The 14,992-nt window shown below is 54.5% G+C and carries 14 protein-coding genes and 1 tRNA gene; 8 read left to right on the top strand and 7 right to left on the bottom strand.

Annotated elements, in window-relative coordinates; all coding sequences use genetic code 11:
• Nucleotides 1-49: 49 nt before the first annotated feature.
• Genes cobS through gluQRS form a run of 3 tightly spaced genes read left to right on the top strand, consistent with a single transcriptional unit; the run spans nt 50 to nt 3,892 of the window.
• Entirely contained in the window at nt 50-1,057 is a 1,008-nt protein-coding gene (cobS, locus tag M9H61_RS10905) for a cobaltochelatase subunit CobS (protein ID WP_068519759.1), read from the top strand.
• Nucleotides 1,058-1,108: 51 nt separating this feature from the next.
• Nucleotides 1,109-3,034, top strand: coding sequence for a cobaltochelatase subunit CobT (gene cobT / locus M9H61_RS10900; protein ID WP_068519758.1), 1,926 nt, complete (start codon nt 1,109-1,111; stop codon nt 3,032-3,034).
• Between the two features lie 18 nt (nt 3,035-3,052).
• Complete coding sequence (gene gluQRS / locus M9H61_RS10895; protein ID WP_250280423.1) at nt 3,053-3,892, top strand: tRNA glutamyl-Q(34) synthetase GluQRS; 840 nt, start codon at nt 3,053-3,055, stop codon at nt 3,890-3,892.
• On the opposite strand, the gene M9H61_RS10890 is transcribed toward gluQRS, so the two are convergent.
• Complete coding sequence (locus tag M9H61_RS10890; protein ID WP_250280422.1) at nt 3,883-4,818, bottom strand: LysR family transcriptional regulator; 936 nt, start codon at nt 4,816-4,818, stop codon at nt 3,883-3,885. The genes gluQRS and M9H61_RS10890 overlap by 10 nt on opposite strands.
• A 102-nt stretch (nt 4,819-4,920) precedes the next feature.
• Between M9H61_RS10890 and M9H61_RS10885 the strand changes: the two genes are divergently transcribed.
• A complete protein-coding gene (locus M9H61_RS10885; RefSeq protein WP_250280421.1) occupies nt 4,921-5,520 on the top strand; it encodes a short chain dehydrogenase in 600 nt (199 codons plus the stop codon).
• A 180-nt stretch (nt 5,521-5,700) separates the two neighbouring features.
• The gene (locus tag M9H61_RS10880; RefSeq protein WP_250280419.1) at nt 5,701-7,785 is read left to right on the top strand and encodes a bifunctional diguanylate cyclase/phosphodiesterase; all 2,085 of its coding nucleotides are present in this window, start codon (nt 5,701-5,703) and stop codon (nt 7,783-7,785) included.
• Between the two features lie 119 nt (nt 7,786-7,904).
• On the opposite strand, the gene M9H61_RS10875 is transcribed toward M9H61_RS10880, so the two are convergent.
• The gene (locus M9H61_RS10875; RefSeq protein WP_068519754.1) at nt 7,905-8,093 is read right to left on the bottom strand and encodes a hypothetical protein; all 189 of its coding nucleotides are present in this window, start codon (nt 8,091-8,093) and stop codon (nt 7,905-7,907) included.
• 47 nt (nt 8,094-8,140) lie between these two features.
• Nucleotides 8,141-8,524, bottom strand: coding sequence for a hypothetical protein (locus M9H61_RS10870; protein ID WP_250280418.1), 384 nt, complete (start codon nt 8,522-8,524; stop codon nt 8,141-8,143).
• Nucleotides 8,525-8,610: 86 nt separating this feature from the next.
• On the opposite strand from M9H61_RS10870, the gene rpmB reads away from it, so the two are divergent.
• Nucleotides 8,611-8,904, top strand: coding sequence for a 50S ribosomal protein L28 (gene rpmB / locus M9H61_RS10865; protein ID WP_008889909.1), 294 nt, complete (start codon nt 8,611-8,613; stop codon nt 8,902-8,904).
• A gap of 374 nt (nt 8,905-9,278) precedes the next feature.
• On the top strand, nt 9,279-9,845 hold the full coding sequence (locus M9H61_RS10860; protein WP_068519752.1) for an HNH endonuclease: 567 nt from the start codon (nt 9,279-9,281) through the stop codon (nt 9,843-9,845).
• 104 nt (nt 9,846-9,949) lie between these two features.
• Here the strand turns inward: M9H61_RS10860 and M9H61_RS10855 are convergent, their stop codons facing one another.
• The 4 genes from M9H61_RS10855 to M9H61_RS10840 all read right to left on the bottom strand — a co-directional run bounded on the left by M9H61_RS10855 (nt 9,950) and on the right by M9H61_RS10840 (nt 14,599).
• Nucleotides 9,950-12,130: a TonB-dependent siderophore receptor gene (locus M9H61_RS10855; protein WP_250280417.1), complete on the bottom strand. Its 2,181-nt coding sequence runs from the start codon at nt 12,128-12,130 to the stop codon at nt 9,950-9,952.
• 146 nt (nt 12,131-12,276) lie between these two features.
• Complete coding sequence (locus tag M9H61_RS10850; protein ID WP_250280416.1) at nt 12,277-13,164, bottom strand: AraC family transcriptional regulator; 888 nt, start codon at nt 13,162-13,164, stop codon at nt 12,277-12,279.
• Between the two features lie 297 nt (nt 13,165-13,461).
• On the bottom strand, nt 13,462-13,968 hold the full coding sequence (locus M9H61_RS10845; RefSeq protein WP_250280415.1) for a disulfide bond formation protein B: 507 nt from the start codon (nt 13,966-13,968) through the stop codon (nt 13,462-13,464).
• Nucleotides 13,969-14,011: 43 nt separating this feature from the next.
• Nucleotides 14,012-14,599 (bottom strand): YqaA family protein, encoded by a 588-nt coding sequence (locus tag M9H61_RS10840; RefSeq protein ID WP_068519748.1) that lies wholly within the window; start codon nt 14,597-14,599, stop codon nt 14,012-14,014.
• 217 nt (nt 14,600-14,816) lie between these two features.
• Between M9H61_RS10840 and M9H61_RS10835 the strand changes: the two genes are divergently transcribed.
• A tRNA-Leu gene (locus M9H61_RS10835) sits at nt 14,817-14,902 on the top strand.
• Nucleotides 14,903-14,992: the final 90 nt, after the last annotated feature.

The following is a 14,992-nucleotide window of genomic DNA, read 5'->3' as shown; positions in this document are numbered from 1 at the left end:
ACGAAACGACCGCGTCACCAGCGTCGGTCCGAGAAATGCGCGAGTACTTATGAGCCAAGGTTACGAAGCGACGGGTGCGGCGGCAGAACATCCGCTTGATGCCCCAGATACCACCATTTCCGTGCGCGAAACGTTCGGGATTGATGTTGATATGGAAGTCCCGGCATTCAGCCAGGGCAGCGAACATGTACCGGTCGCTGATCCGACCTATCGTTTTGACCGCGACACCACGCTGGCCATTCTTGCGGGCTTTGCCCACAACCGCCGTGTGATGATCCAGGGGTATCACGGTACGGGCAAATCGACCCATATCGAACAGGTGGCATCGCGTCTGAACTGGCCGTGTGTGCGCGTCAACCTTGACAGTCACATCAGCCGTATCGATCTGATCGGCAAGGACGCAATCGTTCTGCGGGATGGCAAACAGATCACCGAATTCCGCGAAGGCATTCTGCCCTGGGCGCTCAAACGCCCGGTCGCGATGGTGTTTGATGAATATGATGCCGGTCGTCCGGACGTCATGTTCGTGATCCAGCGTGTTCTGGAAGTCGATGGCAAGCTGACCCTTCTTGATCAGAACAAGGTCATCCACCCGCATTCGCATTTCCGCCTGTTTGCAACGTCAAACACGGTTGGTCTTGGCGATACCACCGGCCTGTATCACGGCACCCAGCAGATCAACCAGGCCCAGATGGACCGTTGGTCGATTGTCGCCACACTGAACTATCTGTCGGTTGCCGATGAAACCAACATCGTTGCTGCCAAGGTTCCGGCGTTTGATACTGCCGAAGGCCGCCAGAAGATCGAAGCAATGGTGGCTCTTGCCAACCTGACCCGTCAGGGATTTGTGTCTGGCGATATTTCGACTGTCATGAGCCCGCGTACCGTGATTACGCTGGCCGAAAACGCCAAGATCTTTGGTGATATTTCCTATGCGTTCCGGGTGACGTTCCTTAATCGTTGCGACGAGGTCGAACGCCCGATCCTGGCGGAATATTATCAGCGTTGCTTTGGCGAAGAGCTGCCTGAAGAAGCCATCAATGTGATGGTGCGCTAAGGCGTGTCCTTAAAGCAGATTGGCGAGCTGGTCCCACAAGCGAGTAGTAAGATGAAGAATGATGAGGCTCTTTCCGGGTTCTTGCGCGGCACGGCGGCGACATTTCGCGCGCTTGCCGGGCGCAATGATCTGGAAGTCGGCTTTGTCAAAGGCGGGCGTCCGGGCGGATATGGCGAACATGTCCGTTTGCCCATGCCCAAACAGGCATTGCCCAAGGACGAAGTCGCAGACCTGCGCGGCATTGCCGATGGCTGGGCGCTTAAAATGCGCCACCATGACGTTGCCCTGCATGCCAAACGCATGCCGGAAACAGCCGAGGCTCAGGCTGTTTACGATGCGCTTGAAACAGCACGGGTCGAGGCCGTGGGATCACGCTATTTCCCCGGGGTGCGGAAAAACCTGCGTGACCATGCCGAACAGGATTGCCACGCCAAGAACTTTCATCGCCTGACATCGCGGGACGACGCACCGTTTGCCGATGCGATCGGCATGCTGGCCCGAGAGATTTTTACCGGCGAACGCGCACCGGAAAGTGCCCGTCCGCTGATTGATCTGTGGCGGACCCATATCGAAGAAAACGCCGGGGCTGATCTTTCGGACCTGCGTGATGTTCTTGATGATCAGGAAGCTTTTGCCCGCGGCATGCGCCGTTTGCTTGATCATTTGTCGCTGGAAGACGACCTTGATGACGCCCCGCCCGAACAGGAAGGCGAGGACGACGAAAACAAGGAAGGCGAAAACGACCCGGAACAGGAAGAGATGGAAAGTCAGGGCGGTCAGCAGGGCCAGAATGACGATTCCGAACCCGATGGCAGTGACCAGCAACAGGAAGCCGGGTCCGAAGATGCCGAAGCCGGCGAAGGCGATATCGACGATCAGCAGCTTGAAGCCATGTCGCAGGAAGAAAAGCCTGCCGGACCGGGCGAACAGCCGGAATTTGATGGTCGGAACGAACCGGTCGAACGCGGCTATGAGCCCTTCACGCGCGAATATGACGAAGTCGTAACCGCCGATGACCTGTGCGAAAACCTTGAATTGTCGCGGTTGCGCGCAATGCTTGATAAGCAGCTTGCCAACCTTCAGAACGTGGTGTCGCGCCTTGCCAACCGGTTGCAGCGCCGCCTGATGGCACAGCAGAACCGTGGCTGGGACTTCGATCTGGAAGAAGGCATTCTTGATGCGGCCAAGCTTGCCCGTATCGTGGCAACTCCGTCGACGTCACTGTCGTTCAAGCAGGAGCAGGATACCGATTTCCGCGATACGGTCGTGACCCTTCTGATCGACAATTCCGGCTCCATGCGGGGGCGTCCGATCACGATTGCCGCCCTGTCGGCCGATATTCTGGCACGCACGCTGGAACGCTGCGGTGTGAAAGTCGAAATTCTCGGTTTCACCACCCGTCAGTGGAAAGGTGGTCAGTCACGCGAACGCTGGGTCGATAGTGGCAAACCCCCCAAACCGGGACGCCTGAATGATCTGCGCCACATCATCTACAAGGCGGCCGATACGCCGTGGCGTCGGGCACGCAAAAACCTTGGTCTGATGTTGCGCGAAGGGCTGCTTAAGGAAAATATCGACGGCGAAGCACTGCTTTGGGCCCATGAACGTTTGCTTGGTCGTTCCGAGCAACGCCGGATTCTGATGGTGATTTCCGATGGTGCGCCGGTCGATGATTCGACGCTTTCGGTCAATTCCGGAAATTATCTGGAACGGCATTTGCGCGAAGTGATCGAATGGATCGAAACCAGATCACCGGTCGAACTTCTGGCGATTGGTATCGGCCATGACGTGACACGCTATTACCGGCGTGCCGTGACGATCAATGATCCCGAAGAACTTGGCGGTACAATGCTTGCCGAGCTTTCGGACCTGTTTGATGAACAGGGTGCGCGTCAACCCAAACGCCCGATGCGCCATGTGCCCGCCGATGGCGGCCAGGCACGCGACCGCGCTGCGGGTGACCGCGACCGCTGGTAAGGGCAGGGTGCGCAAAGGATGACGGCGATCACCCGATTTGCACCAAGCCCGACCGGATATCTGCATCTTGGCCATGCGGCATCCGCGCTGTTTTCAATGAAACAGGCCGGGCCGCATGGCCGTTTTCTTTTGCGGATCGAAGATATCGATCAAACCCGGTGCCGCCCGGAATATCTGCATGCGATTTTCGAAGACCTAGCCTGGCTTGGCCTTCGATGGGAAGAACCGGTGCGTGTTCAATCAGAACATTTCGCCGATTACCAGGCGGTGCTGGATCGCCTGACGGAAATGGGGTTGCTGTATCCTTGTTTCTGTACCCGCAAGGACATTCAGGCCGAAATCGAACGGATCGGCAATGCACCGCACGGGCCCGATGGGGCGCTTTATCCCGGGACATGTCGCCATTGTTCCGTCCAGGAACGTTCAGACAGGATTGCGGCCGGGGAAAGCTTTGCCCTGCGACTGGATATGGATGGCGCGATCAAACGTGTCGGGCGCGAACTGGTGTGGTTTGACCGCGCCGTCGGGCGACAGATCGCGACCCCGGAAATCTTTGGCGATGTGGTTCTGGCGCGTAAGGATACACCAACCAGCTATCATGTTTCCGTGACCCATGATGATCATCTTCAGGGGATCAGTCTTGTCACCCGCGGGCAGGATTTGTTCTTTGCCAGCCATCTGCACCGTTTGTTGCAGGAACTTCTGGGCTATGACGTTCCGGAATATCACCACCACGGGCTTCTGACCGGTCCTGATGGCAAACGATTTGCCAAACGCGACAAGTCAAAGACCCTGCGATCAATGCGCGAAGATGGCATGAGCCCCGATGATGTTCGGCTGTTGGCGGATCAGTTCTGATCGCTTTGCGATGTCGATGTGGTTTCAAGCAAGTCCGGGCGATCGGCAAACCAGTTGCGGATGAAATCGATCATCAGCCGGTTCTTGATCGGCAGATTCCCCTGATAGGGATAAACAAGATAGATCGGTCGCAAAGGTGACCGATAACTTTCAAGGGCTGTTTCGATCCGGCCGGCGCGAATTTCAGGCATGGCGACATATCGAGGCAAACGCGCAACGCCCAGTCCCTGAACCGTGGCATTGCGGATCAGCGGATAATGGTTCAGGCGCAAATTGCCTTCGGCCGTGATGGATGTTGGTCCGTCATCGGAAAAGAAAACCCATTTGCGGTCCTTGTAATACTGAAAATTGACCAGACAGTTGTGATGGGCAAGATCGGCCGGCGTTTGCGGTTTGGGATGGGCTTGCCAGTATTCGGGGCTGGCACAGATCAATTCGGAAAGTTGACCAAGCGGAATGGCGACCTGATCGGGATCATCAGTCAGGCCGGCGCGAATGGCGATATCGATATGGGCTGATTGCAGGTCACGGAACGTGTTTTCCAGTTCCATTTCGATCTGGATACGTGGGTGGGCCTGTTGAAAGGCCACGATGATGTCTTGCAAAAACATCTCGCCAAACGACACGGGAACCGTGATGCGCACGGTGCCGACCGGCTCCCCGCGCAGGGCTTCGACCGCCTCGAACGCGGCATCGGCGCTTTGGGTGATCGTTTCGCAATATTCCAGAAAGGTCACACCGATTTCGGTCAGTTCCAGTTTCCGGGTCGACCGAAACAGCAATTGCGCGCCAAGAACATCTTCAAGCCGTTTGACATGTTGGCTGATCAGGCCCTTGGACACGCCGGTGGCGCGGGCGGCATCGGTGAAACTGCCCTGTTTTATAACCGCAGCAAAGCTGCGCATTTCGCTGAGATAATCTTTCATTGTTTAAAATACTAAACGAATGGTTCGGGATTATCCAGATTATCGCGCCAACTGTTCTGTGAAATCATCCAGTCATTGCAGTTTTCATCTAAGGAGGATGACATGAAGGTTCTTTTGATCGGCGCATCTGGGATTATTGGCAAAGGTGTTGATGCCGAATTGTCGCCGCGTCACGAAATCATCCGCGCGTCACGCAACAGCGGTGATGTGAATGTAGACCTGAAAGACAAGGCTTCCATTCGCGCGATGTTTGAAAAGGTCGGAACGGTGGATGCGGTGGTTTCAACCACCGGCAAGGTCCATTTTGGCGATTTCGCCGACATGGACGAAGACAAATACCGCATCGGGATTGATGACAAACTGTTCGGGCAGATCAATCTGATCCTGATCGGGCGGGACTATGTTGCGGACCGGGCATCCTTTACGCTGACCACCGGCATTCTGGCCAAGGATCCGATCGAGTTTGGCAGTTCGGCCTCCATGGTGAATGGCGCAATCGAAGGGTTTGTGAAGTCGGCGGCCATTGAAATGAAGCCGGGACATCGAATCAACGCGGTCAGCCCGGGCGTTATCACCGAGGCGATGGAAGGCTACGCCCCCTATTTCCGTGGCCATGATCCGGTGCCTGCTGCCCGTGCGGCTCTTGGCTATGCCAAATCGGTCGAAGGTCTTCAGACCGGTCAGGTGTTTGAAATATTTTGATTTTCTGATGTGATCGAACGGGATCGGGGATTGAAGCCCCTGATCCCGTTCTTTTGATGGCCAAATCAGGGGGGTGGATTTATCCGATCTTTGTTGTTGTCGATATTCTCGTTGTCGTTGAATAGTACCTATCTATAGGATTGTAAGTTCAAGCGACGATGTCAGAGGCAACCAGACCAGATGGAAAAATGTGCCGGTTTGGTCAAAAAGATCGCAAGCCGATTTGTTGATCCCCAAATTGCACTACAAGCCGGTGACGAGATCACCGGCAAGGTCCGCCGTGACCTGCTGGATCTGGCCTATCGCAACAACTGGGCAAATATCATTGTCAATCTTGCCGCAGCAGGCGGCCTTGTGATCATTCTGGGGTTGCTGGGGGATCTGGTTGCGATCACCGTTTGGTGGTCTGTAATCCTTGCTGTTTTATGTGCTGTTCGTCTGTGGGGCGGGTATCTTTATCATCGTGAACGCGCAAAGGTCGCGGAACTCGATGCCGATGCCTTTCATATCTGGCAGCGGCGATATGCGCTTGGTGTCCTGTCGGCCGCCATCTTGTGGGCTGTGATCGGTATTATTGAAATTCCGATCGTGCGCGGCGAAAGCCAGTTCATGACATTGATCATGTTTGCCGGTCTGGCGGGCGGTGCCACGGGGATTTTGGCGCCGATATTCTTGGTCGGGCGGCTCTATCTGACGGCACTTCTGTTTCCGCCGGTAATCATTTTTACGGTCATGGCCGATGCCAACTATGTTCTTGCCATCATGACCATCATCTTTTTGATGGTGATGCTGGTTACGCATCGGAACAATCACGTTGTCCTGTTCCGGTCACTGGTGCTGAAACATCGAAATGACGGTCTGGTCGAAGATTTGCGCCAGAAAAACCGCATCATGGAAAACTGGAATGCGACGCTTGAAGCGCGGGTCGAAGAACGGACCGAGGAACTCAGAAATCTGGTCGAACATGACGCCCTGACCGGCATTCTGAACCGCGATGGCATTGCGGCCTGGTTCAATCAGAAACGCCAATCATTTGATGACCTTGATTACGCGGTTCTGTTCATCGATCTTGATCGCTTCAAACAGATCAATGACGGGCTTAGTCATGCCATCGGCGACGAGGTCCTGCGTATTGTCAGTGACCGTCTGAAGGCTTATGTCGATGATCAGCACGCGGTGGGACGCTGGGGCGGGGATGAATTCCTGATGGTGCTTGCAGCTCCGCATGATGAACTGCATGGGCTGGTTGAAAATACGATTGAGAAGGCGCGTGCTTCAATCAGTCAGCCCATCATGATCTGTGGGCATTCGCTTCATGTCGGGTTCAGCACCGGTGTGGCGTTTGCTGCGGCCAAAAACCCGGGAATTTCCGAACTGATCCATTGGGCCGACCTTGCCGCGGCCGAGGTCAAGCGATCCGGGCGTGGCAGTGTGCGCAACTATGACAAAACACTTCTGACCGAACAGGAACGCCGCCTTGCCATCAATCAGGCCCTTCGTCGTGCCCTTGGCATTGGTGAGTTCTATCTTGAATATCAGCCGGTCATTGATGCCGATGATGGCCAGATCGTCTCTTACGAGGCATTGCTGCGCTGGAACAGCAATGAGCTTGGCCTTGTGCCGCCCGACGAATTCATTCCGATTGCCGAAGAAAGTGCCTTGATCGTTGAAATTGGCGAATGGTGCTTGCGGACAGCCTGTCGGGAAATATGTGCTGCAACGGACGGGGATGACGAAACAAAGATCGCTGTCAATGTCTCGATCCGTCAGCTTGTGGCACCCGGATTTACCGAAATGGTGGCGCAAATCCTGAGTGAAACGGGAATGGTACCAACGCGGCTTATTCTCGAAGTTACCGAATCAATCTTTGAAGAACGCCAGCGATCGATGATTTCCCGGGTAATTGATGATCTGTTCGATATGGGGATCGGCATTCACATCGACGATTTCGGGACCGGATATTCATCCTTGTCGCGTCTGCATCAAATTCAGATCGACGCGGTCAAGATCGACAAATCCTTTATCCTTGAAATGGACGAGAATGCCCGTGTGGTGATCGAAGGCGCGATCCTGATTGCGCATCGTTTCGGTTTGCAGGTGATTGCCGAAGGTGTGGAAACCGACCAGCAGCGAAACCTTCTGCAATCATTGGGGGTTGATGCCTATCAGGGGTATTTCTTTGCCCGTCCGGGCGCGCTTCCCTGTCTGGATTGCCATTGGCAGGTCGAAGATACCCCGCCGCTGAAATCCCTTTCCGACCGTTAGGGCGCGGCTGATATCACGGGTGCCCTGAGTGCGGGCATAAAGTCTCTGTGTGCATAAAAAAAACGGCCTGTCACATCATGTGATCGGCCGTTTTTGTGCTGTTCTGTCTTGGGGGCAGATCAGCGACTGAAATCAATCAGCACCAGGAAGCAAACCGGAACAAGTGCCAGGGCGACATAAATCCAGAAGGAAGCGACAGGCACGCCGAAATGGGCCAGAACGTACCCGGCAAGATAAAGAACCAGGCCTGCGACCGCGACCAGCAGAATGCCCAGAAGGGGCAGTGATACTTTGCTATCTGTTTTCATGTTCCGTCATGCTCCCCAAACGGATTTCTTAACTCATGGTGCTGAAGCTACCATTCTTTGCAGCTTTGCGTTTTGATCCGTGTCAATAAGCTGTCCATATCGACCATTGATCCGCCAGTGGGGTCGTTTGGGGTCGTTTGAGGCCGTTGCGGACAGAATGTGGAATCGAAGCTGTGTGCGGGCGTTGAAAACACGATTCTGGCTGGTATCGGTTGCGGGCCGTCGGGGAATCGGTTGATTTGTGCCTGGAATATGGGGCGATTGCTGCTTTTTGTCGCCTTTGATATTGTCGCGCCGGTTTGAAAAGACGCAGATTCCGTGCGGTTGAGTTGGGTAAAAACCGACCCAAACCACGGATTATCGTCAAATCCGCTCGGATAAGCGTTTTTGTGGCGGTTTTCGGTTGATGAAGGCTTGACGACATTGGTCATAGGCAGTATTAACCCGCTTCCAAGCGCGGGCCTGCATGTTCAGGCCAAGCGTCCTTTTGCGAATTTATAGACCAGGAGATCAGGTCATGGCACGTCGCTGCCCGGTATCCGGCAAAGGCGTTTTGGTCGGCATGAATGTGAGCCACGCCCACAATCGTACCAAACGTCGTTTCCTCCCGAACCTGCAGCCGACCTCGCTGCTTAGTGAGTCGCTCGGTCGTTCGGTGCGTCTGCGTCTGACCACCAATGCTGTCCGCACCATCGAAAAACGTGGTGGTCTGGATGCATATCTGCTCAGCACTGCAAATGCAAAGCTGCCGGCAGATTTGGTGAAAATCAAACGCCAGGTCGCCAAAGCTGTTGAAGCAAAAGCTGCCTAATTCAGGCTTCTGCTTTACAGACAGATTTTACGAGGGCTCGCTTCTGGCGGGCCTTTCGTTTTTCTGATCGCTGGCTTGTCAAACGGCCACGGAACAAGCTGTACCATCGCCGGTGGTGCAGCTTTTTTTGTGCCGCGCACAAGCATGGTTCCCGCGCTGTTCTGGGGCGATGGTGCGGCATGACATCGATAAAACGCGACTCGGCGGAACACGAGCTTTGCGCTTTTGCTAAATTGGTCTATACTTTGCTCTATCAGTGGTTTACGTCGCCGCGTCGCCCGGTTTGGTGAAACGTCATGATATGTTCATCACCAGCGATTCCCGAACCTGCTAAATAAGGCAAGCGACTCGGTAAACACGGTGGAGCGGATGATATGCATTTATCGCCCAATGCGTGTCCGGCACTTGTTCTTAACGCCGACTTCCGGCCGTTGAGCTACTTCCCGCTGTCTCTTTGGTCCTGGCAGGATACGCTCAAGGCGGTCTTTCTTGAACGCGTCGATGTTCTTTCCGAATATGACCGCGAAGTACGTTCCCCATCCTTTAAAATGAAGCTGCCCAGCGTCATATCGCTCAAGGAATATGTCCCGCTTAAAAGCAGCCCGGCTTTCACCCGGTTCAACGTGTTCCTGCGCGATGAATTTTCGTGCCAGTATTGCGGTGATCGTCTGCCGACAAACGAGCTGACCTTTGATCACGTGATCCCGCGGGCGCGGGGCGGGCGTACAAACTGGGAAAACATCGTCACGGCCTGTTCTGACTGCAACCTGTTCAAGGGCAGCCGATCGGTCCGCGAGGCGGGCCTGCGACTGCGCAGGACGCCGGGACAGCCCACCATGCACGAACTCCAGTCAACAGGACGCCGCTTCCCGCCAAACTATCTTCACGAAAGCTGGCGGGATTTTTTGTACTGGGATACGGAACTGGAATACGACTTCTAGGCAGCCCGTTTCAGCCTGTAAAAGCGCCACGAAAAAAGCCGACGGCGATATCACCGTCGGCTTTGCTGTTACAGAGCTACTCCGTGATGAGAGAGCTCAGACGATCAGAAGTCGGCCGTCAGAGAGAAGGTTGCAGTTAGCGGCTTGCCCACGGTCATATAGCTCCACTGGGTGCTGGCCGTTTCCCAATAGTCATTATCGGTCAGGTTTTCGATATTGGCGCGGAAGGTGACCGGATAATCATAAAGCTCGGTTACGTAACGCGCGCTCATGTCAAATCGCGTCCAGGACGGAATTTCGACCGTGTTGCCAGTATTGACGTATTGCGAGGCAGTATGGATCAGACGTCCACCGACTGTTGCACCGTTAAGGAATGGCAGGTCATATTCTGCACCCAGAGTTGCCTGATATTCCGGTACACCCGGTGCGGTGTTGCCATCGTTGGTGCCGTTCTGGGTTTTGGTCAGTTCGGCATCAACAAAGGTGATGCCACCCAGAATGCGCGTGCCAATAACCGGTTCACCGAATGCCGTCAGTTCAAGGCCACGGTTACGCTGTTCGCCATCGGTTGTGTAAACGTTGCTGGAATTAAGAAAGGCAGAAGGCTTTTCAGCCTGGAACAGAGCAATGCTACCGCCAAAGGTGCCAAAGTCAAACTTTGCACCGACTTCCATCTGTTCGGTCTTGAACGGAGCAAGTGTTTCGCCACGGTTGGTCGCCGACGCATTGGTGACGGTTTCACCCTTCGCCAGACCTTCGATATAGTTGGCATAGACTGAAATTTGATCGGTGACGTTGCCAACGATGCCTGCCATTGGCGAGTTGGCCGAAGAATCGTAATTGGAATTTTTTGCACCGGTTGAAATGTCATAACCACGCGATTTGACATTTTGACGACGTACACCGCCGGTGAGGTGGATTTTATCATCCATGAAGCTCAGGGTATCGGCGATGAAGTAGCTGGTCAGGATTGTGTGGGCATTCAGCTTGGCGTCCCCGGCGTCACCAAAGGCCACGGTTGATGGGCCGCTGTTATAGATATTGCCAGCCACGTTGGAACCCGAGTTGTAGTTCTGACGCGCTTCCTGCCACATCGCTGTGGTTCCGGCATTGATCTCGTGCTTGACCGGGCCGGTTTCGAATTCCTGACGGATACCGGCAACACCGCTGACATCGTCACGTTCATAAACAGTAGCAAGGCTGCCAAAGTTGCCGGAGCCATCCCTACCGGTCAGGGTGACAGACGAATAATCGCCGATCTCATCTGAATTATGCGCGCCAATCGCGGTGTAAAGCATGGTGCTGTCGGTGGCGTCATATTCAAAACGAAGCTGTGCAAATTTGTCTTCGAGATCGCTATAGGTACCGTCTGCAGCAAAGTTGTGCGAGCCGGACGGTGCGCTTGGAAGAGACGTCAGCGATCCTGCTGCAACTGTCGGGCGCCCTTCTTCAACACGGAGCTTGTTGATCGCGGCATCAAAGGTGATCCGTGTGTCATTGCCGCGATAATCAAGGGCGATGGAACCTAGTGACGTTTCGCGATCTTCATCCTCGATGGACGCTTCCCCGACCCGGTGCATGACGTTTGTGCGCACCCCGAACTGATCTTCGGAACCAAAGCGACGGCCAAAATCAAAATGTCCGCCGACTTCGCTGGTGGCGCCATAGCTGCCGGTGAAGCTGGTCACCGGATTATCACCGGCACGTTTCGGGACAAGGTTGATGTTGCCACCCAAGCCACCGGAAGAAGGTGCCATGCCATTCAAGAAGCCCGAGGCGCCTTTGATCACCTCGACGCGGTCGAACATTTCAAGGGCAACCGACTGACGCGGTGCTGTGCCGTAAAGCCCGTCAATTGAGACGTCATCGGCCGTCAGGTCAAAACCGCGAATGGTGAAACGATTGGCAAAGGTGCCAAACCCGTTGGTGTTAATTACCGACGGATCGTTATCCATCACGTCGGAAATGTCGCGTGCCTGCTGGTTTTTGATCAGTTCGCTGGTGTAGCCGGTCGCTGCAATCGGTGTGTCCATGGTGTCTTTGTTGCCAAAGGCACCAAGGCGCGTCCCGGTGGCAACCTGTCCACCGGCATAAACCGGCGGGGTTGGGTCACCGGCCTCGACTGTGGCTTCGCCTTCGATGATCACTGCTTTAGTGGTTTCGCCTTCGCTTGCTGTCGCATCATCTGCGGACTGCGCCAGTGCAAAATGAGGGGCGGCAAAAACCAGCGCAAGCGCCGTGCCGAGCAAAAGGGTCGAAGACAGTTTCTGTCCTGTAAAACGCATTGTGGATTCCCTGTATAGGTTGTCTTTGCGACGACCAGCAGGGCGGGAACCGGCGGGTCATCTTTCATGATGAGAATTCGATACCACGCGCGCGGGTGTGGAATATTGAACCGGATTTCGGTGGATTGAACGGAATTTGGCAAAAATTAGGCAAGTTGTTCCTTGCGCCAGGCGCCAGGGGTTGTGCCAACGATTTTGCGAAATACCCGGGTCAGGTGTGCCTGATCAGCGAAACCGAGACCGACGGCGACGGATGCCAACGGTGTGTCACCCTTTTTCAAAAGGTTTTTTGCCCGCTCGACCCGGGCTTTCATCTGCCATTGCTGGGGTGGCATGCCGGTGGATTCCCGGAAGGCCGAGCAGAAATAGGATTGTGACAACCCGGTCAGTTGCGCCAATTCATCAAGGCGGATCGTGCGACCGCAATTCTGTTCAATATAGTCAACAGTCTTGCGCAACTGATAAGGGGCAAGCTTGCCGCGTTTGCGTTGGGGCTCTTCAGTCTGAATCGGTGTTAGAAGAGCTGATACCAATGCTGTTATCAGACCCTCGCCATAGATTTGCGGACTTGGCTGACCGTTCTCGAGTTCTTCGGCCAGAAGTCGAACCAGTGCATTGATCCGCGGATCGCAAAAACCGATGCGCGGTGTTTCAAGCGCGATCCGGTCAAATGCATTGCCGATACTTTGTTCAAGCGCATTGACATCAAGATGAATATCAAGATGGCGTAGCCGGCACTTTCCAAGCACTTCAGAAGATACTTCCATCCCGGCCGGGACATAGGACAGGCATCCTTGTCCACGGTGACCACGCTGTATTGTATCGCTTGATGCCCGAACTTCGACATTTCCGTCGCCAATGCAGTCGAGAATGGCAACAAGCCTTGGCGCACGCGAAACATAGGTGCCACCGGCCTCCTGTTCGCATTCGACATGCCACAAATCCGTGATGGCCGCGTTCCAGCGACGGAAACGCAAATCATCAAGGAGTGAAATACCTTCGATCCTGCTGGTCATTTGCGGATGGAACGTCATGTCGGGCAATCCTGGGTCGGTCCTTTGATCTGCGAGTGGTCCATGATGTCTGATGGCGATTCTGCATAGGGAATCGCTGCGCAAATATAACCGGGAATTTCGTGCAAACAATAACAATTCTCATTATCAAATAAAGAATCGTTCATTTTGTGGTCAAATGATCGCGTTATGCGGGTTTGCGATCAAAAACAAACCCGCCCAGGATGTGGGCGGGTTCAAGCGGTGTTTATGAGGGCGGTTCAATACCGCCAGTTTCAATACCGGCGGTCTGATGTGATTTCGGACTAAGCTATGTGGTTACTTTTTCATCCAGCGCGACGGTGCGATCAGGCAAAATACCGTCAGGGCTGCTGAAAAGAACACATTGACCGTTGGCATGGTGATGCCAAACAGGGTCCAGTCGATCTTGTCACAGCGAATGATCGGCTGGGCGAGAAGCTGCGCTTTGAGCTCGGCAAGGGAGCTTGCACCACTTTGCACGCCACCACACATGGCCGGGCCCTGCCACCACAGTTCCTGTACCCCGACATGGTAAATCGCAATGCCGGTACCGACCGCAAAGGTCAGCCCGCAAAGATAGACGATGGCACGTGCTGCCTTGGGAAAGCGGATCAGAAGGAGCGCCAGAACAGAAAGCCCGATCACGATATAGAACGGCTTGCGTTGATAAAGGCACAGGATGCAGGGCAGCAATTTCTGCACATATTGGGCATATAGGGCAAAGCCGATGCTTCCGACGGACACCAGAAACAGAATAATCGGCGCAAAGGCCGGCATGTAGTGCGGGCGAAGAAATTTTAACATCAGTAGATCCGAATCCCGTCTTCCTTGAAATGTCTTCATCGAACTAGCCGTGCGGAATCAGTTTGATTGCGGCAAATCCACCAACAAGAACCACGATAAATATGGTGAAAACGAGGCCCAGACGTTTTTCGATGAAATCGCGGATCGCCGGGCCGAATTTCCAGATCAATGCCGCAATGACAAAGAACCGCAAACCGCGCGCGGCAATCGATGCCACGGTAAAGACCAGCGGATCAAGGGCGGTTACGCCAGACAGGATCGTAATCACCTTATAGGGGAATGGTGTGACCCCGGCGATAAATACAGCCCAGGCCCCCCAGTCATTATAATAGTCCCGGAACTGGTCGAACTTGGCACCATAGCCATAAAGCTCAAGCACCGGGCGCCCGACCGTTTCAAACAGAAAATACCCGATGCCATAACCGATCACGCCACCAAGGACGGACCCGACAAGGCAAATCAGCGCATAGCGCCACGCCCGGGTCGGGGCGGCAATGATCATGGGGATCAAAAGGATGTCCGGCGGGATCGGAAAAACCGAACTTTCAATGACGGCAATAAAAAACAATGCCCATCCGGCATGGCGATGGCTGGCCAGATTCATGGTCCAATCATAAAGACTGCGGATCACGGCAAATGCGCCTTATCTTGTTTGACGATCGTTTGACGGGTGGCGCTTGGCCTTGAAACTTGGCGCGATCAAAGCGCATTTTCCCGATGATCGCAATGACGCAGTTCGGGATCGCAAAATCAGTAACATTTTTGCACAAAGCCCCATTGACCCCGCGAAATTTACAGCTATTATCCCGCCCGTCGATGGACGGTGCGCAACAGCACCTGTATTGCCTGCCCCTGTGGCGGAATTGGTAGACGCGGCAGACTCAAAATCTGTTTCACCTAGTGAGTGGGAGTTCGATTCTCCCCGGGGGCACCATCGCTTTATCTCAAAATTTAGAATGACAAAGATTGCCAGTTTGGTGAGACAGGCCGATCGGCTGCGTGTTTTGCCGGAGCGGTAACCGAT

The sequence above is a fragment of the Thalassospira sp. GO-4 genome, from assembly GCF_023588965.1.
Taxonomy (GTDB): Bacteria; Pseudomonadota; Alphaproteobacteria; order Rhodospirillales; family Thalassospiraceae; genus Thalassospira; species Thalassospira povalilytica.
The sequence above is the reverse complement of the archived record's forward strand: the minus strand, read 5'-3'. Positions and strand labels throughout refer to the sequence as shown.

Bases quoted from the DNA above. Each gene is read 5' to 3' on its own strand.
- rpmB (WP_008889909.1), top strand. From the start codon at position 8,611: ATGGCACGTCGCTGCCCGGTATCCGGCAAAGGCGTTTTGGTCGGCATG.
- M9H61_RS10880 (WP_250280419.1), top strand. From the start codon at position 5,701: ATGGAAAAATGTGCCGGTTTGGTCAAAAAGATCGCAAGCCGATTTGTT.
- gluQRS (WP_250280423.1), top strand. From the start codon at position 3,053: ATGACGGCGATCACCCGATTTGCACCAAGCCCGACCGGATATCTGCAT.
- cobS (WP_068519759.1), top strand. From the start codon at position 50: ATGAGCCAAGGTTACGAAGCGACGGGTGCGGCGGCAGAACATCCGCTT.
- M9H61_RS10870 (WP_250280418.1), bottom strand. From the start codon at position 8,524: ATGACCAATGTCGTCAAGCCTTCATCAACCGAAAACCGCCACAAAAAC.
- M9H61_RS10845 (WP_250280415.1), bottom strand. From the start codon at position 13,968: ATGTTAAAATTTCTTCGCCCGCACTACATGCCGGCCTTTGCGCCGATT.
- cobT (WP_068519758.1), top strand. From the start codon at position 1,109: ATGAAGAATGATGAGGCTCTTTCCGGGTTCTTGCGCGGCACGGCGGCG.
- M9H61_RS10850 (WP_250280416.1), bottom strand. From the start codon at position 13,164: ATGACGTTCCATCCGCAAATGACCAGCAGGATCGAAGGTATTTCACTC.
- M9H61_RS10885 (WP_250280421.1), top strand. From the start codon at position 4,921: ATGAAGGTTCTTTTGATCGGCGCATCTGGGATTATTGGCAAAGGTGTT.
- M9H61_RS10890 (WP_250280422.1), bottom strand. From the start codon at position 4,818: ATGAAAGATTATCTCAGCGAAATGCGCAGCTTTGCTGCGGTTATAAAA.
- M9H61_RS10875 (WP_068519754.1), bottom strand. From the start codon at position 8,093: ATGAAAACAGATAGCAAAGTATCACTGCCCCTTCTGGGCATTCTGCTG.
- M9H61_RS10860 (WP_068519752.1), top strand. From the start codon at position 9,279: ATGCATTTATCGCCCAATGCGTGTCCGGCACTTGTTCTTAACGCCGAC.
- M9H61_RS10855 (WP_250280417.1), bottom strand. From the start codon at position 12,130: ATGCGTTTTACAGGACAGAAACTGTCTTCGACCCTTTTGCTCGGCACG.